This window comes from Aquibium sp. A9E412 (assembly GCF_030398335.1).
GTDB lineage: Bacteria > Pseudomonadota > Alphaproteobacteria > Rhizobiales > Rhizobiaceae > A9E412.
In genome coordinates this window covers 1-18,598 of the sequence record NZ_JAOAOP010000035.1, presented here as the reverse complement: position 1 = coordinate 18,598, position 18,598 = coordinate 1, and the positions used below count along the sequence as shown (strand labels likewise).

General features: G+C 71.3%; 18 protein-coding genes. 6 read left to right on the top strand and 12 right to left on the bottom strand.

The window, feature by feature from the left end; translation table 11 throughout:
* Positions 1-94 precede the first annotated feature (94 nt).
* The gene (locus N1F89_RS13065) at positions 95-2,080 is read left to right on the top strand and encodes a PhoX family phosphatase (protein WP_290084577.1); all 1,986 of its coding nucleotides are present in this window, start codon (positions 95-97) and stop codon (positions 2,078-2,080) included.
* A 213-nt stretch (positions 2,081-2,293) separates the two neighbouring features.
* Here the strand turns inward: N1F89_RS13065 and recO are convergent, their stop codons facing one another.
* Positions 2,294-3,049, bottom strand: coding sequence for a DNA repair protein RecO (recO, locus tag N1F89_RS13060; protein WP_290084576.1), 756 nt, complete (start codon positions 3,047-3,049; stop codon positions 2,294-2,296).
* Positions 3,050-3,137: 88 nt separating this feature from the next.
* Here recO and N1F89_RS13055 point away from each other — a divergent pair, with 88 nt between their 5' ends.
* Positions 3,138-4,019 (top strand): MarR family winged helix-turn-helix transcriptional regulator, encoded by an 882-nt coding sequence (locus tag N1F89_RS13055; protein WP_290084574.1) that lies wholly within the window; start codon positions 3,138-3,140, stop codon positions 4,017-4,019.
* Between the two features lie 27 nt (positions 4,020-4,046).
* On the opposite strand, the gene N1F89_RS13050 is transcribed toward N1F89_RS13055, so the two are convergent.
* From N1F89_RS13050 to rpoZ, 8 genes are all read right to left on the bottom strand, one after another.
* Positions 4,047-4,646: an exopolysaccharide biosynthesis protein gene (locus tag N1F89_RS13050; protein WP_290084573.1), complete on the bottom strand. Its 600-nt coding sequence runs from the start codon at positions 4,644-4,646 to the stop codon at positions 4,047-4,049.
* 91 nt (positions 4,647-4,737) lie between these two features.
* Complete coding sequence (gene era, locus N1F89_RS13045; RefSeq protein ID WP_290084572.1) at positions 4,738-5,697, bottom strand: GTPase Era; 960 nt, start codon at positions 5,695-5,697, stop codon at positions 4,738-4,740.
* Entirely contained in the window at positions 5,694-6,413 is a 720-nt protein-coding gene (gene rnc / locus N1F89_RS13040) for a ribonuclease III (RefSeq protein WP_290084571.1), read from the bottom strand. The genes era and rnc overlap by 4 nt, the downstream gene beginning before the upstream one ends.
* Positions 6,414-6,425: 12 nt before the next feature.
* Positions 6,426-7,175 (bottom strand): signal peptidase I, encoded by a 750-nt coding sequence (lepB, locus tag N1F89_RS13035; protein WP_290084569.1) that lies wholly within the window; start codon positions 7,173-7,175, stop codon positions 6,426-6,428.
* A 79-nt stretch (positions 7,176-7,254) separates the two neighbouring features.
* The gene (acpS, locus tag N1F89_RS13030; protein WP_290084566.1) at positions 7,255-7,656 is read right to left on the bottom strand and encodes a holo-ACP synthase; all 402 of its coding nucleotides are present in this window, start codon (positions 7,654-7,656) and stop codon (positions 7,255-7,257) included.
* Positions 7,656-8,246, bottom strand: a complete 591-nt coding sequence (locus tag N1F89_RS13025; protein ID WP_290084564.1) for a DUF2062 domain-containing protein — start codon at positions 8,244-8,246, stop codon at positions 7,656-7,658. Before N1F89_RS13025 ends, acpS begins: the two co-directional genes overlap by 1 nt.
* Before the next feature lie 189 nt (positions 8,247-8,435).
* Positions 8,436-10,688 carry a bifunctional (p)ppGpp synthetase/guanosine-3',5'-bis(diphosphate) 3'-pyrophosphohydrolase gene (locus N1F89_RS13020; RefSeq protein WP_290084562.1) on the bottom strand — a complete coding sequence of 751 codons (2,253 nt, stop codon included), beginning with the start codon at positions 10,686-10,688 and terminating at the stop codon, positions 8,436-8,438.
* Between the two features lie 123 nt (positions 10,689-10,811).
* Entirely contained in the window at positions 10,812-11,216 is a 405-nt protein-coding gene (gene rpoZ / locus N1F89_RS13015; protein ID WP_290084561.1) for a DNA-directed RNA polymerase subunit omega, read from the bottom strand.
* 301 nt (positions 11,217-11,517) lie between these two features.
* On the opposite strand from rpoZ, the gene N1F89_RS13010 reads away from it, so the two are divergent.
* Both N1F89_RS13010 and N1F89_RS13005 read left to right on the top strand, forming a co-directional pair.
* Entirely contained in the window at positions 11,518-12,105 is a 588-nt protein-coding gene (locus N1F89_RS13010; RefSeq protein WP_290084560.1) for an NYN domain-containing protein, read from the top strand.
* Positions 12,105-12,770, top strand: a complete 666-nt coding sequence (locus N1F89_RS13005) for a uracil-DNA glycosylase (RefSeq protein ID WP_290084559.1) — start codon at positions 12,105-12,107, stop codon at positions 12,768-12,770. The genes N1F89_RS13010 and N1F89_RS13005 overlap by 1 nt, the downstream gene beginning before the upstream one ends.
* Before the next feature lie 129 nt (positions 12,771-12,899).
* On the opposite strand, the gene smpB is transcribed toward N1F89_RS13005, so the two are convergent.
* Complete coding sequence (smpB, locus tag N1F89_RS13000) at positions 12,900-13,373, bottom strand: SsrA-binding protein SmpB (RefSeq protein ID WP_290084556.1); 474 nt, start codon at positions 13,371-13,373, stop codon at positions 12,900-12,902.
* Between the two features lie 26 nt (positions 13,374-13,399).
* The gene (gene dapA, locus N1F89_RS12995; RefSeq protein ID WP_290084555.1) at positions 13,400-14,281 is read right to left on the bottom strand and encodes a 4-hydroxy-tetrahydrodipicolinate synthase; all 882 of its coding nucleotides are present in this window, start codon (positions 14,279-14,281) and stop codon (positions 13,400-13,402) included.
* A gap of 298 nt (positions 14,282-14,579) precedes the next feature.
* Here dapA and N1F89_RS12990 point away from each other — a divergent pair, with 298 nt between their 5' ends.
* Positions 14,580-16,649 (top strand): lytic transglycosylase domain-containing protein, encoded by a 2,070-nt coding sequence (locus N1F89_RS12990; RefSeq protein WP_290084554.1) that lies wholly within the window; start codon positions 14,580-14,582, stop codon positions 16,647-16,649.
* 116 nt (positions 16,650-16,765) lie between these two features.
* Positions 16,766-17,674: an alpha/beta hydrolase gene (locus N1F89_RS12985; RefSeq protein WP_290084552.1), complete on the top strand. Its 909-nt coding sequence runs from the start codon at positions 16,766-16,768 to the stop codon at positions 17,672-17,674.
* Between the two features lie 187 nt (positions 17,675-17,861).
* On the opposite strand, the gene N1F89_RS12980 is transcribed toward N1F89_RS12985, so the two are convergent.
* The coding region (locus tag N1F89_RS12980) for a porin (protein ID WP_290084551.1) at positions 17,862-18,598 on the bottom strand (737 nt) is incomplete at its 5' end.

Here is an 18,598-nt window from a genome sequence, read left to right as displayed (position 1 = left end):
GTGGCGCCGGGCACGGTCGGCATCCTGTCACGCGGCTGATACAGCCGTCTGCTTTGCTCGCTGCCGAGCCCCGTTCGACAGCCAGGAGTGAGCCATGAACGACCGCATCGACCCGGCCGAGATCAAGACGCCGACCGCCATCCGCGAGGAATCCGAGGATGTCGGCCGCAACCCGAGCGCCAACCCGACAATGGGCGACGTCATCAACCGCCGCTTCTCGCGCCGCGGCTTCCTGGGCGGCGGGCTCGCCGTGGCCGCGACCGGCGCGACGGTGAGCCCGGCGGCGCTGATGTCCGCGCGGCCGGCCCGCGCCGCGGCCGGCAGCGCCTTCGACTTCGCCGAGGCGACCGCCGGCGTCGACGCCACGCATCACGTGGCCGACGGCTACGACGCGGAAATCCTGCTGCGCTGGGGCGACCCGGTGACGGCCGGCGCGCCCGATTTCGACCCGATGAACCAGAGCGCGGACGCGCAGGCCCGGCAGTTCGGCTACAACAACGACTATGTCGGCTTCGTTCCGCTCGACGAGACGGCCGAGCGCGGCCTGCTGCTGGTCAACCACGAATACACCAACCCGGAGCTGATGTTCCCCGGCAAGGCGGTGGTCGAGACCGACGCGGAAGGCCGGCAGAAGGTCCGCATCCCCGAATGGACGCGGGAGATGGCCGACATCGAGATGGCCGCGCATGGCGGCAGCATCGTCGAGATCGCCCGCCGCGACGGCCGCTGGCAGGCGGTGCCGGAGGGCGGGATGAACCGCCGCATCACCGCCAACGGCACGCCGATGGCGATCAGCGGCCCGGCCGCCGGCCACGAGCGGCTGAAGACCAACGCCGACCCGAGCGGCAGACGGGTGATCGGCACGCTCAACAACTGCGCCGGCGGCGTCACCCCCTGGGGCACCTATCTGATGGCCGAGGAGAACTTCCACGGCTACTTCACCGGCGCGCTGCCGGAGGGCCACCGCGAGGCCGAGAACTACGCCCGCGTCGGCGTGCCGGCCGGCTGGTACAACTGGGGCACCTTCCAAGACCGCTTCGACATCGCCCGCGAGCCGAACGAGCCCAACCGGTTCGGCTGGATCGTCGAGGTCGATCCCTTCGACCCGACGTCGACGCCGAAGAAGCGCACCGCGCTCGGCCGCTTCAAGCACGAGGGCTGCGAGACCGTGGTCAACGGCGACGGCCGCGTGGTCGTCTACAGCGGCGACGACGAGCGCTTCGACTACGTCTACAAGTTCGTCACCGCCGGCACCTACGATCCCGACGACCGGGCGGCCAACATGGACCTGCTCGACGCCGGCACGCTGCATGTCGCGCGCTTCAACGATGACGGCAGTCTCGACTGGCTGCCGCTGGTGCATGGCGAGGGTCCGCTGACGGCCGAAAACGGCTTCGCCGGCCAGGCCGACGTGGTGATCGAGGCGCGGCGGGCGGCCGACCTGCTCGGCGCCACCAAGATGGACCGGCCGGAGGACGTCGAGCCAAACCCGAAGACCGGCAAGGTCTACGTCATGCTGACCAACAACACGCGCCGCACCGCCGAGGACGTCGACGCCGCCAATCCGCGCGCCAACAACGCCTTCGGCCACATCATCGAGATCGCCGAGACCGGCGGCGACTTCGCCGCGACGCGCTCGACGTGGGAGATCCTGCTCAAATGCGGCGATCCCGCGGTGGCCGAGGTCGGCGCCACCTTCTCGGCCGCGACCAGCGAGAACGGCTGGTTCGGCATGCCCGACAACTGCGCCATCGACGCCGACGGCCGGCTGTGGGTGTCGACCGACGGCAACAGCGCGACGGCGACCGGGCGCACCGACGGGCTGTGGGCGGTCGACACGGAAGGCGCGGCGCGCGGCACCTCGCAGCTCTTCTTCCGCGTGCCGGTCGGCGCCGAGCTGTGCGGCCCGGTGTTCACGCCCGATTCCCGGACGCTGTTCCTGGCCGTGCAGCACCCCGGCGACGAGGGGCTGGCGACTTTCGAGAACCCGGCCACACGCTGGCCCGATTTCAAGGACACGATGCCCGTTCGACCTTCCGTCGTCGTCGTGACGAAACAGGGCGGCGGCAAGATCGGCTGACATCCCCTGCCCCGGCCGATCCCCATGACGGCCCCCTCCCGCACCGCGGGAGGGGGTCTTTCTTTCCGCGTCGGCCGGAGCGCTGCCGCGGGCACGGTGGGCGCGGCCGGACCGCTGCGGCCGGCCGGCTTCGCACGCCGCAAGCCGCCTCGACCCTATTGTTTCAAAGCGCCATCGGGCGGCGACCCGGTTTCCGCGTCGCCTGGAACCGCTTCAAACGGCATCGGCGGCCGGCACCGCCGGCGCCGCGCCGCGGCGCAGCGCGGCGAGAAAGCCCGCGCGCGCGGCCGGCGGCTCCAGCCCGCGCGGCTCGTAGACATGGCGGGCGAAGAAGAAGCCGGTCAGCCGGTAGGCCGCGTCGATCTCCTCGGGCCGGGCGCGACGGCCGGCCTCGGCGGTCAGGAAGTCCGGCAGGTCGAGCAGCCGGTCGGCCCACGGCGCGCCGGCGCTCTCGCTGACGGCGCGGCCGGTCTTCGGCGAGACGTAGACGAGCCGCTCGCGCGCGCCGGTCGCCGCACAGCGCGACAGGTCGAGGCCGAAGCCGAGCTCCTCGAGCACCATCAGCTCGAAGCGCACCACCAGCTCGGCCGCCGCCTCCGGCTCGGCCAGATGGTCGATCACCAGGCAGAGCGCCCGGTAGAGCCCGCCATGCGCGTCGCGCTCGGGCAGCAGCCGCAGATGGGCGGCGACGGTCTGCAGCGCGTTGACGGCGGCCGCGCTGTCGAACAGCCGCGCGGCGTGAAGCGCCAGCGCGTCGACCTGGAAGGTGCCGAGATGCTCGTCGAGCCGGGCGCGCCAGGCGAGGTCGAGCCGGTTGCCGACCTGCAGCAGCGGCCGCATGCGGCGCGAACGGCCGCCGCGCACCATGCCGAGATGGCGGCCGTGGCCGGCCGTCATCACCTCCAGGATCACGCTCGTCTCGCCATGCCTGCGGGTGCCGAGCACCACGCCCTCGTCGCGCCATTCCATGCGTCGACCATGTCACCGGAACGGCGGCGATTGCAAGGCGACGGCGGCGTGCCTTGCCGGCGGAAAATTCCCTGACTAAAGTCAACGAATGACCCAGTCGGCCGTCGAGCGCATCCGCAGCTTCAACCGCGTCGTCACGCTCGGCGTCGGCGCCCTCAACGACAGCTATCTCGGCCGCGGCCGGCCGCTCGGCGAGGCGCGGCTTTTGTTCGAGATCGGCGAGGACGGCGCCCCGGCCGGCGCGCTGCGCACGGCACTCGGCCTCGATTCGGGCTATTTCAGCCGCATCGTGCGCTCGCTCGCCCGCCAGGGGCTCGTCGCGGTGACGCCCGACCCGGCCGACCGGCGCCGCCGCCGGCTGGCGCTGACCGCGGCCGGCCGGGCCGAGCGGGCCGCCTACGACGCGCTGTCGGACGATCTCGCCCGCGCCTGGCTCGGCGGGCTCGACGCCGGCGAACAGGCGCGGCTCGTCGCGGCGATGGCCGAGGTCGAGACGCTGATGACGGCGGCGCGCGTGACGATCGCGCCGGAGCCTATCGACGGCGCGGCCGCGCGGGCCTGCCTGGCGGCCTATTTCGCCGAGCTCGCCGCGCGCTTCGAGGCCGGCTTCGACCCGGATGCGGGCGGCGCGGCCGAGGACGCGGCGATGACGCCGCCCGACGGCTGCTTCCTGGTCGCGCGGATCGACGGCCGGCCGGTCGGCTGCGGCGCCCTGAAGCCGCTCGACGCGCAGACCGCCGAGATCAAGCGCATGTGGGTGGCGCCCGAGGCGCGTGGACGCGGCCTCGCGCGCCGCCTGCTCGCCGCGCTCGAGGCCGAGGCGCGGGCGCGGAACCGGCACCGGGTCCGGCTCGACACCAACCGGGCGCTGACCACCGCCCAGGCGATGTACCGCAAGGCGGGCTACCGGCCGATCGCCCGCTTCAACGACAACCCGTATGCCGATTTCTGGTTCGAAAAGACGCTGTGACGCGCCGTGCCGGCGCGGCACGACCCGTCAGCCGCCGGGCGCGGCCAAGAGCACGCCGCCGGCCAGCGCGGCAAGCCAGGCGACCCACGCGACGATGAACAAGAGCCCGTCCTGGACGATCAGCGCCAGGCCGAAGGCGGCGATCGCGGCCATCGGCACGCTCGAGGCGAAGGGGATGAACTCGAGCGGCGGCACCGTCAGGCTGAGCACGATCGCGGCGGCGGCCGCCGCGCGCACCGCCGGGCCGCGGGTGAGGACGCGCAGGCGCCCGTAGAACCAGCGGTCGAGAAAGCGGCCGAGCGGGCGCAGCTTGTCGATCGCCCAGGCCATGCGCTGGCTGGCGATGCGCCGGCGCTCGACGAAACGGGGAAACCACAGGTGCCGCCGGCCAACCACGAGCTGCGCGGAGACCAGCACCACGAAGGCAGCCAGCGCCGTCGGCACGACCGGAATGCCGCCGAGCGGCGACAGCTCGATGAGCGGCGGCACCAGCAGGAACACGCCGAAGCCGCGCTGGCCGACCGCCTCGAGAAGGGCGCCGACGCTGACGCTGTCGCCGCCGTCGTGCGCCTGCGACAGGCGGTCGAGGATCTCGCCGACGCTGGGATCGTCTGCGTGCCGGGCCATGACAACGCGAACGTGCGATGCCCGTTTCGGTTGCAGGACGATGATGCGGTGAAGCCTGCGCGCACGGCGTACCCACGCGCCGGCAGACGCTTCAGCCCGGGAAGTCGAGCCCCATCTCGCGGTAGCGCTCGGGGTCGTCGCCCCAGTTCCCGCGCACCTTGACGAACAGGAAGAGATGCACCGGCTGCTCGAGGATCGCCGCCAGCTCCTCGCGGGCGGCCTGGCCGACGGCGCGCAGCGTCTCGCCCTTGCGGCCGATGACGATCTTCTTCTGGCTGTCGCGCTCGACATAGACGACCTGCTCGATGCGCACCGAGCCGTCCTTGCGCTCCTCCCAGCGCTCGGTCTCGACGTGGCAGGCGTAGGGGATCTCCTGGTGCAGCCGCAGATAGAGCTTCTCGCGCGTGATCTCGGCGGCGAGCTGGCGCATCGGCAGGTCGGAGATCTGGTCGTCGGGATAGTACCACGGCCCCTCGGGCAGGGCGGCGGCGAGCCAGTCGAGCAGGTCGTCGCAGCCCGAGCCGGTGAGCGCGGAGATCATGAAGGTGCGCTCGAAATCGACGCGCGCATTGGCCGCGGCGGCGAGCTCGAGCAGGCGGTCGCGGCGGATTCGGTCGATCTTGTTGAGGACCAGCACCTTGCGCGCGCGCACCGAGCCCAGCCCGTCGAGGATCGTCTCGGCATCGCCGACCAGCCCGCGCTCGGCGTCGACCAGGAAGGCGACGACGTCGGCCTCGCGGGCGCCGCCCCAGGCCGTCGTCACCATGGCGCGGTCGAGCCGGCGGCGCGGCGCGAAGATGCCCGGCGTGTCGAGGAAGACGATCTGGGTGTTGGCGCGCGTGGCGATGCCGCGCACCAGCGCCCGCGTCGTCTGCACCTTGTGGGTGACGATCGACACCTTGGCGCCGACCAGGCGGTTGAGCAGGGTCGACTTGCCGGCGTTGGGCGCGCCGATCAGCGCCACGAAGCCGGAGCGGGTGGGCGCGCCCTCGTCCGGCGCGGCCGCGTCGTGCGGCGCGCCCGCGCCCGGCGCCTTGCCGGAAGCGCTCATGCGTCCTCTCCCTGCGCCGTCCAGACGTTCTGGTCGACCAGCACCTGGGTGGCGGCGGCCTGCTCGGCCTCGCGCTTGGAGCGGCCGGTGCCGCGACCGGGCGGAAAGCCGCCGACGCGCACCGACACCGTGAACAGCGGGTCGTGGTCGGGCCCCTCGCGCGCCTCGACCGCATAGGCGGGCGCGCTGCCGGCGGCCTGGTGGGCCCATTCCTGCAGCGCCGTCTTGGGATCGCGGCGCGCCGCGCCGGCGGCCCGGGAGCGCGCCGTCCAGCGCGCCAGGACGAAGCGGCGCGCGGCCTCCAGCCCGCCGTCGAGATAGAGCGCGGCGATCAGCGCCTCCATCGCATCGGCGCGCAGGTTGACGCGCTTGCGGCCGGCCAGCGAGCGGATCTCGCGGCCCGCCTGGACGAGCTCGGCCAGGCCGATCTCCTCGCCGATCTCGGCCAGCGTCTCGGCATTGACCAGCGCGTTGAGGCGCACCGACAGTTCGCCCTCCGGCGCATCGGGAAAGGCGGCGAACAGCATGTCGGCCACCACCAGGCCAAGCACCCGGTCGCCGAGGAACTCGAGCCGCTCGTAGTCGAAGCCGGCGTCGTCGCGGGCGCTGGCATGCGTCAGCGCGCGCTCCAGCAAGGCGCGGTCGGAAAAGGCATGGCCGGTGCGCTCGGCCACCGCCGCCGCCAGCGCCTCACCCGTCAGCCGCTTGCCCGCCACCGTCGCGCGCCGTCAGTCGACGAAGTCGAAGATGCGCGAGGGGCGCATCTCGGTCGGCCAGCGCCAGATCTCCAGCGGGCTGGCGCCGCCGGCGATCGAGAAGAAGATGATGTTGGCGCGGCCGACCAGATTCTCGTAGGGCACGTAGCCGACGTTGAAGCGGCTGTCGGTCGAATTGTCGCGGTTGTCGCCCATCATGAAGTAGTGGCCTTCCGGCACGACATATTCGCGCGTGTTGTCGCTCAGCGCGTTGGGCGTCAGGTCGAGCGTCTCGTAGCTGACCCCGTTGGGCAGCGTCTCGCGATAGACGTCGACCGGCCGGTTGACCTCGGTGATGTCCGGGTTGTCGATCTCGCCGATCTTCTCGCGCTCGACCGGCTCGCCGTTGATGTAGAGCCGGCCCTCGCGCATCTGGATGCGGTCGCCCGGCAGGCCGATGACGCGCTTGATGTAGTCGAGCGAGGGGTCGGGCGGGAAGCGGAACACCGCCACGTCGCCGCGCTCGGGCTCGGAGCCCCAGATGCGGCCGGAAAACAGCGGCGGCGAGAACGGGAAGGAGTGGCGCGAATAGCCGTAGGCCCACTTGGTGACGAACAGGTAGTCGCCCTCCAGGAGCGTCGGACGCATCGAGCCCGAGGGGATCGAGAAGGGCTGGAACAGGAAGGTGCGGATGACGAGGGCCAGCAGCAGCGCCTGGATGATGACGCTGACGGTCTCGCGCAGGCCGCCCGATTGCTTCTTGGATTTGTCCGCCACGCTCATAGGGTCCTCGGTTGCTCGCGCCTCGTCTTATCGGCTCGCATCGCCGGGAGCAATGCGCCTGCGGCCGTGCCCGGGCCGCTTACGGACGCGGCACCGCCTCGATGATGACGAAGGCCTGGGCGAGCGGATAGTCGTCGGTGATTGTGAGGTGAATAAGGGCGTCGTGACCGGCCGGCAGGATCGCCTCCAGCCGCGCCGCCGCGCCGCGGGTCAGCGCCATGGTCGGCTTGCCGCCCGGCAGGTTGACCACGCCCATGTCGCGCCAGTAGACGCCGCGCGAGATGCCGGTGCCAAGCGCCTTGGCGCACGCCTCCTTGGCGGCGAAGCGCTTGGCGTAGGAGGCGGCGCGCTCGCGCCGGCGGTCCGACTTGGCGCGCTCGATCTCGGTGAACACGCGCTGGACGAAGCGCGGGCCGTGCCGCTCCAGCGTGCCGGCGACGCGGCGGATGTCGATCAGGTCGCTGCCGATGCCGACGATCATCAGCCGGCCGCCGTCTTGGCGCCGTAGGCCTGGGCGGCGGCGCGCCGGCGGGCGCGCTCGGCCAGGCGCCGGCGGCGCTGCTCGCGGAAGGCGACGAGCGCCCAGCGCGTGAGGAAGTAGAAGACGATGCCCACGGTGAGGCCGAGCGGGATGGCGCCCACCGTCATCGGCTTCAAAAGCGGCTGCCAGAGCTGCGCGAACTCGAAGTCGCGCAGCCGGCGGCCGATGTGCAGCGGCACCTCGCCCGACGGCCCGCCATGCAGGATCAGCTTGCCGCACTCGTAGGTCGCGCCCCAGATCAGCGGGAAGGTGAGCGGGTTGCCGACCGCCGTGCCGAAGGCGGACGCCAGCAGATTGCCGCCGAGCACCCAGGCCAGCAGCGCGGCGATCAGGAAGTGGAAGCCGAGAAACGGCGTGAAGGAGGCGAAGGCGCCGGCCGCCACGCCGGCGGCGATGGCATGCGGCGTCGCACGCAGCCGCAGCACGCGCTTGGCGAAATACTGCGCCGAACGCCAGAAGGACCGGCGCGGCCACAGGAAGGTCCGCATCCGCTCCCAGAAATCCGCCGGCCGTCTGCGCTTGAACAGCATTCTTCTTCACTAAAGGGCGCCGCCCGCGCGGCGCCGGATCGATGTCGTTTCCAGGATAGGGCCAGGCGCGTTAACGCCCCGTTCGCGCCAGGACCCCGGTCCGGCGCCATCGCGCGACGCGGACACAGCGGATATAGCGAGCCGGGCGGCGGCCGACAACCGGACGGAGCGGCCTCCGGCGGGCCCGCGTCAGCCGTTGACGCGGCGCACCGTGCTGACGGCCGAGCTGTCCTTGAGCTGCGACAGGAGCCGGTTGAGATGCTTGAGGTCCCACACCTCGAGGTCGAACACCATCTCGGTGAAATCGGGCGCGGTGCGCGTCATCGTCAGCTTGTGGATGTTGGCGTCGTTGGCGGCGATCACCTGGGCGATCTCGGCCAGCGAACCCGGCGCGTTGATCGCGGCGACCTCGATGCGCGCGGGAAAGCGCTCCTTCATGTTCTCGTCGATGTCCCAGCGCACGTCGATCCAGCGTTCCGGCTGGTCGTCGAAGGCGGTCAGCGACGGCGACTGGATCGGGTAGATGGTGATGCCGGAGCCCGGCTGCATAATGCCGACGATGCGGTCGCCGGGCACCGCCCCCTCCGGCGCGAAGCGCACCGGCAGGTCGCCCGAAACGCCGCGGATCGGCACGCCGCCATTGCCCGGCGGCTGGGCCGCCTCGCCATTGTCCTTGCGCCGCCCCTTGCGCGAGCCCGAGCGGCCGGGAATCTGGAACAGCATGCCGGCGGCGTTGCGCAGGTTGAACCAGCCCTCCTCGCGGGCGCGCGGCACCTGGGTGACGCGCTCGTCCTTGTAGTCGGGGTAGAGCGCGTGCAGCACGTCCTGCGAGGACAGCTCGCCGCGGCCGACGGCGGCCAGCACGTCCTCGACGTCCTTGCGCGCCAGCCGGTGCAGGATCGGCTTCAGCGCGTCGCGCGAGAACGGCTTGCCGGCGCGCTCGAAGGAGCGCTCCAGGATGCGCGCGCCGAGGCCGGAATACTGCTTGCGGATGGCGTTCTTGGTGGCACGGCGGATGGCCGAGCGCGCCTTGCCGGTGACCACCACCGATTCCCAGGCGGCCGGCGGCACCTGGCCCTTGGAGCGGATGATGTCGACCTCGTCGCCGTTCTTCAGCTCGGTCATCAGCGGCATGATGCGGCCGTTGACCTTGGCCCCGACGCACGAATCGCCGACGTCGGTGTGCACGGCATAGGCGAAGTCGATCGGCGTCGCGCCGCGCGGCAGGGCGATCAGCCGGCCCTTCGGCGTGAAGCAGAACACCTGGTCCTGGAACAGCTCGAGCTTGGTGTTCTCGAGGAATTCCTCCGGGTTGTCGCCTTCCGACAGCGCCTCGATGGTGCGCCGCAGCCAGGCATAGGCGTTGGTGTCCTTGGAGATCTGGTGGCTCGAGCCGTTCACCCGGCCGCCATTGTCCTTGTAGATCGAGTGCGCGGCGACGCCGTACTCGGCGACGCTGTCCATGGCGCGCGTGCGGATCTGAAGCTCGACGCGCTGGCGCGACGGGCCGACGATGGTGGTGTGGATCGAGCGGTAGTCGTTCTGCTTCGGCGTCGAGATGTAATCCTTGAAGCGGCCGGGCACCATCGACCAGGTGGCGTGGATGGCGCCGAGCGCGCGGTAGCACTCCTCGACCGTCTCGACGACGACGCGGAAGCCGAAGATGTCGGAGAGCTGCTCGAAGGACAGCGCCTTGGTCTCCATCTTGCGGAACACCGACCACGGCTTCTTCTGGCGGCTCTTGACCTCGGCCTTTACCGCATACTGCTCGAACAGCCGCGACAGCGCCTGCTCGATCTCGCCGATGACGCCGCGGTTGCGCTCGAAGACGTCGGCCAGGCGCTCGGTCACGGCGCGGTAGGCCTCGGGGTTAAGCTGGCGGAAGGCGAGCTCCTCGAGCTCCTCGCGCATGTCCTGCATGCCCATGCGGCCGGCGAGCGGCGCATAGATCTCCATCGTCTCCTCGGCGATGCGCAGGCGCTTCTCCTCGGGCATGTGGTCGAGGGTGCGCATGTTGTGCAGCCGGTCGGCCAGCTTGACCAGCAGCACCCGCACGTCCTGCGAGATGGCGAGCAGCAGCTTGCGCAGGTTTTCCGCCTGGGCCGCCTTCTTGGACACCAGGTCGAGCTTCTTGAGCTTGGTCAGCCCCTCGACGAGGCCGCCCAGATCGGGCCCGAACAGCTCGTCGATCTCGGCGCGCGTGGCGCTGGTGTCCTCGATCGTGTCGTGCAGCAGCGCGACCGCGATGGTCGCCTCGTCGAGATGCATCTCGGTGAGGATGGCGGCCACCTCGAGCGGATGCGAGAAGTAGGGCGCGCCGGACGCACGGCGCTGGTGGCCGTGCTTCTGCATCGCGTAGACGTAGGCCTTGTTGAGCAGCGCCTCGTTGACGTCGGGCTTGTAGCGCTGCACGCGCTCGACAAGCTCGTATTGACGCATCATCGGCGGCTTTCTCCGCGGCCCGGCCCAACGCAAAACATGCGCCGCGCGGCCGCGCGACGCATGTCAGAAGATAGTCGCGAACCGCCGCCGGCGGAAGGGCCGGCCGGCGGGACGTCCGATCGCTCAGTACTCGTCGCTCTTCTCCGGCGGCACCAGGCCCTCGATGCCGGCGAGCAGCTCCTCCTCGCTCATGCGGTCGAAGGCAACCACGTCCTCCTCCGCCTCGGGCGCGGCGGCCTGCTCGGCGGCCGGCTCGGCCTGCGGCGGCGCCTCGGGCACGTCGGCCTCCGGCTCGTCGACCTCGACGTGCTTCTGCAGCGAGTGGATCAGGTCTTCCTTGAGGTCGCCCGGCGACAGCGTCTCGTCGGCGATCTCGCGCAGCGCGACGACGGGGTTCTTGTCGTTGTCGCGATCGACGGTGATCGGCGCGCCCTGCGAGATGAGACGGGCGCGGTGGCTGGCGAGAAGCACCAGCTCGAAGCGGTTTTCGACCTTGTCGATGCAGTCTTCAACGGTAACGCGGGCCATGGATCGCCCCTTTCAAGCCTTGACGTGTCGGGAATTCAGGCGCGGAAATAGTCCGAATGCGGTCACTTTACAAGCAAAAGCGTGCGCTGTCCGCCCCTGGCACGGCGATGTGGCAAAACTGCGGGCGGCTGCCGCTTTCTTCGCCGGGGCCCGGTTGCGGGCCTTGGAATGGCCGGCCGCGCACGCTATCTCGAAACGATGGGCCGCCTTCGCCGGACCGCGCCGCAGAGGACGGTCGGGACCCGAGCGCTGCGTCGCATGCATCATTGCCGCCGACCATTGCGAAAAAGGACTTTGAAGGATGTTTGATCCCCGCGAGAAGATCGCGCTGTTCATCGACGGTGCGAATCTCTATGCCACCTCGCGCGCGCTCGGCTTCGACATCGACTACCGCAAGCTGCTCGCCTCCTTTCAAGAGCGCGGCTACCTCCTGCGCGCCTACTACTACACCGCGCTGGTCGAGGATCAGGAGTACTCCTCGATCCGGCCTTTGATCGACTGGCTCGACTACAACGGCTACAAGGTCGTGACCAAGCCGGCCAAGGAGTTCACCGACTCCACCGGGCGGCGCAAGATCAAGGGCAACATGGACATCGAGCTCGCCATCGACGCGCTCGAGCTGACCGACATCGTCGACCACTACGTCATCTTCTCCGGCGACGGCGACTTCCGCAGCCTGGTCGACGCGCTGCAGCGGCGCGGCCGCAAGGTGAGCGTGGTGTCGACCATCCAGTCGCAGCCGCCGATGATCTCCGACGAGCTGCGCCGCCAGGCCGACAGCTTCATCGACCTGGCCGCGCTGCGCGACCAGGTGGGGCGCGATCCCTCCGAGCGCGCCTCGCGCCGCGCCGAGCCGGCGCCGCAGGACGACGAGGACGGCGACGACTGATGCCGACGGCCGATCGGCGGCCTTCGGAGCCGCCGCGCGACTGCGCGCTGTGCCCGCGCCTGCACGCCTTCATCGCCGGCTGGCGCGCGCGCGAGCCGGGCTGGCACAACGCGCCGGTGCCGACCTTCGCGGCCGCCGACGACGACGATGTGCGGCTCCTGATCGTCGGCCTGGCGCCCGGCCTGCGCGGCGCCAACCGCACCGGAAGGCCGTTCACCGGCGACTATGCCGGCGACCTGCTCTACGACACGCTGACGCGCTTCGGCCTGGCGGCCGGCACCTACCGGGCACGGCCCGATGACGGGCTCGAGCTGATCGGCACCGCGATCACCAACGCCGTGCGCTGCGTGCCGCCGGAGAACAAGCCGGTGGGCGCGGAAATCCGCACCTGCCGCGAGCACTTCTTCGCCCCGACGATCGCCCGCTTCGCCAATCTCGCGGCGATCCTCAGCCTCGGCCAGATCGCCCACCAGACGACGGTGCGCGCGCTCGGCCTGAAGCTTTCCGCCCACCCCTTCGCGCACGGCGCGCGGCACGACACGGACGGGCTGGCGCTTTTTTCGAGCTACCACTGCTCGCGCTACAACACCAACACCGGCCGGCTGACCGAGGCGATGTTCGTCGACGTGTTCGCCGCGATCCGCCGCCACCTCGACGCGGGCTGACGGGGCACGCCGCGCAGCGGCACGGCGCGGAGCCGCCGCGCTCTCCGCGAAAACACAAGTCGGCTCCAGCTTTCTGGCTTCAAGGCGTTTCCGGCCGGCGAACCGGTTTCCACTTCGCCTGGAAACGCCCTAGCCGCGCTCCTTGAGCAGCCGCGCCTTCTCGCGGTTCCAGTCGCGCTGCTTCATCGTCTCGCGCTTGTCGTGCAGCTTCTTGCCGCGCGCCACGGCGAGCTGCAGCTTGGCGAGCCCGCGCTCGTTGAAATAGAGCTTGAGCGGCACCATCGTCATGCCCTCGCGCTCCACCGACTGGGCCAGGCGCGCCATCTCGCGCTTGTTGAGCAGCAGCTTGCGGCGGCGGCGCGGGTCGTGATTGAAGCGGTTGCCGGCGAGATATTCGGGGATGTGCGCGTTGATCAGCCAGATCTCGCCATCCTCCACCGAGGCATAGGATTCCTGGATGTTGGCGTGCCCCTCGCGCAGCGACTTCACCTCGGTGCCGGTGAGCACCAGCCCGGCCTCGAGCGTGTCGAGGATCTCGTAGGCGAAGCGCGCCTTGCGGTTGTCGGCGACGGTCCTGACGCTGTTTTCGCTCTGCTTGGCCATGGTTCGGCAAACGCGCGGGCGGCGCGTCAGTTCATCAGGCCGGCATGCTTGAGCGCGGCGTCGATGCGCTCGGCGGTCGCCGCCTCGACGGTAACCAGCGGCGCGCGCAGCCGGTTCTCCAGCTTGCCGAGACGCCACAGGGCATATTTGGCGCCCGACGGGTTGGGCTCGATGAACAGCGCCTTGTGCAGCGGGAACAGCCGGTCCTGCAGGTCGATGGCGCGCTGGCGGTCGCCGGCCAGCGACGCCTCCTGGAACGCCGCGCACAGCCGCGGCGCCACGTTGGCCGTCACCGAGATGCAGCCGACGCCGCCATGCGCGTTGAAGCCGAGCGCCGAGACGTCCTCGCCGGAAAGCTGGATGAAATCGGCGCCGCAGGCCGCGCGCTGGTCGGACACGCGGTCGACCTTGGCGGTGGCGTCCTTGACGCCGACGATGTTGGCGAAGTCGCGGGCCAGCGCGCCCATCGTCTCGGGCAGCATGTCGATGACCGAGCGCGGCGGGATGTTGTAGATGATGATCGGCAGGCGGGTCGAGCGGGCGATCGCGGCGAAGTGCTCGTAGAGGCCGCGCTGGTTGGGCTTGTTGTAATAGGGCGTGACGACGAGCACGGCGTCGGCACCGACCGCCTCGGCATGCTCGACGAAGCCGATCGCCTCGCGCGTCGAGTTGGAGCCGGCGCCGGCGATCACCGGCACGCGGCCGGCCGCCACCTCGACGCACAGGCGCACCACCTCGCGGTGCTCGGCGTGGCTCAGCGTCGGCGACTCGCCGGTCGTGCCGACCGGCACCAGGCCGGACGAGCCCTCCGCGATCTGCCATTCGACAAGGTCGCGAAACGCTTTCTCGTCGACGCTTCCGTCCTCGCGGAACGGCGTGACGAGCGCTGTGATCGACCCTGTGAACATCGCGTTTGGCTCCTGACGGGATGCGGGCGCCGCGCGCGGCGGCGCGCGGCTGCTCTCGGCCGGCTTCTAAACCATTGCGCCGCGGCGCACCATAGTCTTGCCATGCCGGCCGGGCAGAATTCTCGACCTGCAAGGCGTGCGGCGGCAGCCGCTGCCGCCGGGAGGCTCGGGAGGACGTGCGACCCGCGACAATCGTCGCGATCGCCCTAAGCTTTTCTTAACCACCGATTCACCCGGCGGCGATAACCTGCCTGCCGCCCGTCTTCTGTGCATGCGTAACGACAGGACCCACGCCGCCATGGTCTCGCGGATCGCCCTTGCCGGACTGCTCTTCGCCATCGCAACGCCGCCGGCCGCCGCCGAGGCGGTGCGCCTGCCCGCCTTCGCCCCGGTGCCGGCACCGCGCCCGGGCCCGGCGCTCGACACCGGCACGCTGACCGCATCGGTGCCGGTGCGGCCGCTGCCGGTCGCCGCCGAGCGCGCCCGGCCGGACGACGTCGCCATGCTCAAGCGCGGCCTCGACGCGCTGTCGGAGCAGGACACGCGCCGGGCGCAGCAGGTCCGCGACAGCCTGCCGGACGGCAGCCTCGACCGGCTAATCCTGTCCTGGGCGATCGCGCTTTCGGGCGACGAGAGCGTGCCGAGCGGCGAGATCGCCGCCGTGGCGCGCATGGCCGCCGGCTGGCCGGGCATGGCGACGCTGCGCGCCCATTCCGAACGCGCCCTGGCGCGCGAAACCCTCGATCCCGCCACCGTCATCGCCGCCTTCGGCGGGTCCGAGCCGCAGACCACAGAGGGCGTGATGGCGCTCACCCGCGCCCACCTGGCGCGCGGCGACCGGGCGAGCGCGCGCGCCGTGCTGGCGCCGTTCTGGCGCGTCGAGAAGCTCGACGCGGAGGACGAGGTGGCGATCCTGCGCGCCTTCGGCGACCTGCTGCCGGCGAGCGACCACCGCCACCGCATGGAGCGCATGCTCTACGAGGACCGCATCCGCTCGGCCGAGCGCCTGGCGGGCCGCGCCGGCGGCGAGGCGCTGACGAGGGCCTGGGCGGCGGTGATCCGCCGCGAGGGCGACGCCGGCAAGCTGCTCGCCGCGGTGCCGAAGAGCGAGCGCTCGGCGGGCTATTCCTTCGCCCTCACCCGCCATCTGCGCCGGGCGGGCAAGTATCGCGAGGCGGCCGAGGCGATGCTCGCCGCGCCGCGCGTGGCCGACGCGCTGATCGACCCCGACGCCTGGTGGATCGAGCGCCGCGTGCTGGCCCGCGACATGCTCGACATCGGCGATCCGCGCACGGCCTATCGCCTGGTCGCCGCGCAGGACGCCGGCAGCCCGGCGAGCACGGCCGACGCCGCGTTCCATGCCGGCTGGATCGCGCTGCGCGAACTGGGCGACGCGGCGACCGCGGCACGCCACTTCGCCCGCATCGCCGAGATCGCCGAAGGGCCGATCTCGCTGGCACGCGCGCACTACTGGCTCGGCCGCGCGGCCGAGGCCGGCGCGGCCGGCGACGCGCAGGCGCACTACCGCCGCGCGGCGCGCTACGGCACCGCCTTCTACGGCCAGCTCGCCGCCGCCCGGCTCGGCCAGACCACGCTCGCCGTCGCCTACCCGCAGCCGACGGCGGCCGAGCGCCAGCGCTTCGCCGAGCGGCCGGCGGTGCGCGCCATCGAGCGGCTCGAGGCGGCCGGCTACGGCTGGCGTGCCGACATCCTCTACCGCGACCTCGCCGACGATCTCGACAGCGCCGGCGAGCTGGCGCTGCTCGCCGTGATGGCGGAGCGGCGCGGCAACCACTATCTGGCGCTGCGCATCGGCAAGGCGGCGGCCGGGCGCGGCCTCGACATCGGCGCGCTGGCGCATCCCGTCGGGGTGATTCCGGCCGGCGCCGGCGTGACCGGCGCCGGCGAGGCGCTGGCCTACGCGGTGGCGCGGCAGGAAAGCGAGTTCAATGTCGGCGCGGTGTCGGGCGCCGGCGCGCGCGGCCTGCTGCAGCTCCTGCCCGGCACCGCCAAGGCGATGGCGCGCAAGAGCGGGCTGGCCTATTCGCCGAGCCGGCTGACCGGCGACGCCGGCTACAACGCGACCCTCGGCGCGGCCTATCTCAGCGAGCAGCTCGCACGCTTCGACGGCTCCTACATCCTCACCTTCGCCGCCTACAACGCCGGCCCGCGCCGCGCGCAGGAATGGATCGAGCGCTTCGGCGATCCGCGCGGCAAGGACATCGAGACGGTGGTCGACTGGGTCGAGCGCATCCCCTTCCCCGAGACGCGCAACTACGTGCAGCGCGTGATGGAGAACTACCAGGTCTACAAGATGCGGCTGACCGGCCGCTTCGCCATCGCCGACGATCTCACCCGGGGCCGCTGAGCCGCCCGGAGCCGCTCTGCCTTTCTCTCGATCGCCGGTCGGCTCCGACGCATTCCCGCAACGCGTTTCCGGCGGTCTTGGCTTCGCCGCGAAACGCCCCATCGACGAGCCGCCGCTTGGACGACACCGACCGCCCGCCCGCGCCCGCCTTCCAGGACGTGTTCTATTCGGCCGCCGACGGCCTGCGCCTGCACGCGCGCGACTACGGCCGCGACAACCGCGACGCGCTGCCGGTCGTCTGCCTGGCCGGACTGACGCGCAACGCGCGCGACTTCCACCCGCTCGCCCTGCATCTGTCGCAGGAGGCGCGCACGCCGCGCAGGGTCGTCGCCTTCGACTGCCGCGGCCGCGGCGGCTCGCAGCACGACCGCGACTGGCGCAACTACGACGTGCGCGTCGAGACGGCCGACATTCTCGCCGGGCTGACGGCGCTCGGCATCGAGCGGGCCGGCTTCATCGGCACCTCGCGCGGCGGCATGATCGTCATGGCGCTGGCGGCGATGCGGCCGGGCGTGCTGGCGGCGGTGGTGCTCAACGACGTCGGCCCGGTGATCGACGGCGTCGGGCTGGCGCACATCCGCTCCTATCTGCAACGCGCGCCGAAGCCGAACAGCTTTGCCGAGGCCGTCGCCATCCAGCGCGCGGCGAGCGGCGAGGCCTTCTGCGCGCTCGACGAGGCCGACTGGGAGCGGCTGGCGCGCGCCCTCTACCGCGACGAGAACGGCCGTCCGGTGGCCGATTTCGACCCGGCGCTGACGAAGACGATCACCAGCCTCGACCTCAGCCAGCCGCTGCCGACGCTGTGGCCGCAGTTCCTCGGCCTGGCAAAGGTGCCGGTGCTGGCGATCCGCGGCGCCAATTCCACGCTGCTGTCGGCCGAGACGCTCGCCGCCATGCAGCGCCACCACCCCGCCCTCGAGACGATCACGGTGGAGGGCCAGGGCCACGCGCCGCTTCTGGAGACCGGCGACCTGCCGCAGCGCATCGCGGCCTTTTTCGAGCGCGCCGACAAGCACCGCCGCTGAGCCCGCGCGGCAGGCAGACAGACAGGCCCGGCGCAGCGGCCACGCGTCACCCGTCACCGCAGGCGACGCTTCGGCACCGCGTCCCGCGCTCGCCTCCGGCGACGATGGCGCGACGCGGCCATCCGCACATGAAAAGGACCCGGCGGTTGCCCGCCGGGTCCCTTTTTCCGATCAGCCGTAAGGCCGATTAGAAGTAGCGCGTGAAGCGGAGGTAGCCGCTGAACGTGCCATCCGGATCATGCGCCGGCGAACCGGAAATCGCGCGAACCGTGCCGACGTCGTCGTAGTGCAGCTCGGTGCGGATCTCGAAGTTCTCGATCGGCGTCCAGACCATCGACAGCTCGGCGCCCCAGGCGTCCGTACCCGAGGAGTAGTCCGTCCCGGCGTAGTAGAGGTCGTTGAAGTACTGCACCGCCACCGAGGCGCCGAAGGTCGGCGTGAACTGGTGGTTGTACGACGCCAGGACCGACCACTCGGCACCGCCGAACCACGGACCGGCGTAAACCAGGCCGGGAGGAGCGGCGACGAGCAGGCTCGTCGGGCCGCCCGCATTGTACGCGTGCGAGCCGTCGGCATAGAAGCCGATCACGCGGAGCGACGAGCCGGGCATGTTCGGCACGTTGATCTGCGCGCCGAGCTGCGCGGCGAAGCCGCCGCTGTTGGCGCCGCGACCCGTGAGGGCGGAGAAGAACGGGCTGATGGTGCCGTCGAAGCTCTCGTCGTAGGCGACCTTGGCCCAGACCGCGCCCCAGCCCTGGCTGACGCCGATCTTGGCGACCACGTCGGGCATGTAGCCGTCACCGGCCAGCGCGTCGTCTTCCAGCGAGATGGCGCCGAAGAAGCCGTTGCCGCCCTCGAAGCGGTAACCGATCAGGTGGCGCTGCTGGTAGCCGTAGTACATGCCACCCCAGGAGTGCGAGCCGT

Excerpts from the sequence above, each read along its gene's own strand:
- dapA (WP_290084555.1), bottom strand. The coding sequence starts at position 14,281 with ATGTTCACAGGGTCGATCACAGCGCTCGTCACGCCGTTCCGCGAGGAC.
- recO (WP_290084576.1), bottom strand. The coding sequence starts at position 3,049 with ATGGAATGGCGCGACGAGGGCGTGGTGCTCGGCACCCGCAGGCATGGC.
- smpB (WP_290084556.1), bottom strand. The coding sequence starts at position 13,373 with ATGGCCAAGCAGAGCGAAAACAGCGTCAGGACCGTCGCCGACAACCGC.
- lepB (WP_290084569.1), bottom strand. The coding sequence starts at position 7,175 with ATGAGCGTGGCGGACAAATCCAAGAAGCAATCGGGCGGCCTGCGCGAG.
- N1F89_RS13065 (WP_290084577.1), top strand. The coding sequence starts at position 95 with ATGAACGACCGCATCGACCCGGCCGAGATCAAGACGCCGACCGCCATC.
- N1F89_RS13055 (WP_290084574.1), top strand. The coding sequence starts at position 3,138 with ATGACCCAGTCGGCCGTCGAGCGCATCCGCAGCTTCAACCGCGTCGTC.
- N1F89_RS13010 (WP_290084560.1), top strand. The coding sequence starts at position 11,518 with ATGTTTGATCCCCGCGAGAAGATCGCGCTGTTCATCGACGGTGCGAAT.
- N1F89_RS13025 (WP_290084564.1), bottom strand. The coding sequence starts at position 8,246 with ATGCTGTTCAAGCGCAGACGGCCGGCGGATTTCTGGGAGCGGATGCGG.
- N1F89_RS12990 (WP_290084554.1), top strand. The coding sequence starts at position 14,580 with ATGGTCTCGCGGATCGCCCTTGCCGGACTGCTCTTCGCCATCGCAACG.
- era (WP_290084572.1), bottom strand. The coding sequence starts at position 5,697 with ATGAGCGCTTCCGGCAAGGCGCCGGGCGCGGGCGCGCCGCACGACGCG.
- N1F89_RS13005 (WP_290084559.1), top strand. The coding sequence starts at position 12,105 with ATGCCGACGGCCGATCGGCGGCCTTCGGAGCCGCCGCGCGACTGCGCG.
- rpoZ (WP_290084561.1), bottom strand. The coding sequence starts at position 11,216 with ATGGCCCGCGTTACCGTTGAAGACTGCATCGACAAGGTCGAAAACCGC.
- acpS (WP_290084566.1), bottom strand. The coding sequence starts at position 7,656 with ATGATCGTCGGCATCGGCAGCGACCTGATCGACATCCGCCGCGTCGCC.
- N1F89_RS13020 (WP_290084562.1), bottom strand. The coding sequence starts at position 10,688 with ATGATGCGTCAATACGAGCTTGTCGAGCGCGTGCAGCGCTACAAGCCC.
- N1F89_RS13050 (WP_290084573.1), bottom strand. The coding sequence starts at position 4,646 with ATGGCCCGGCACGCAGACGATCCCAGCGTCGGCGAGATCCTCGACCGC.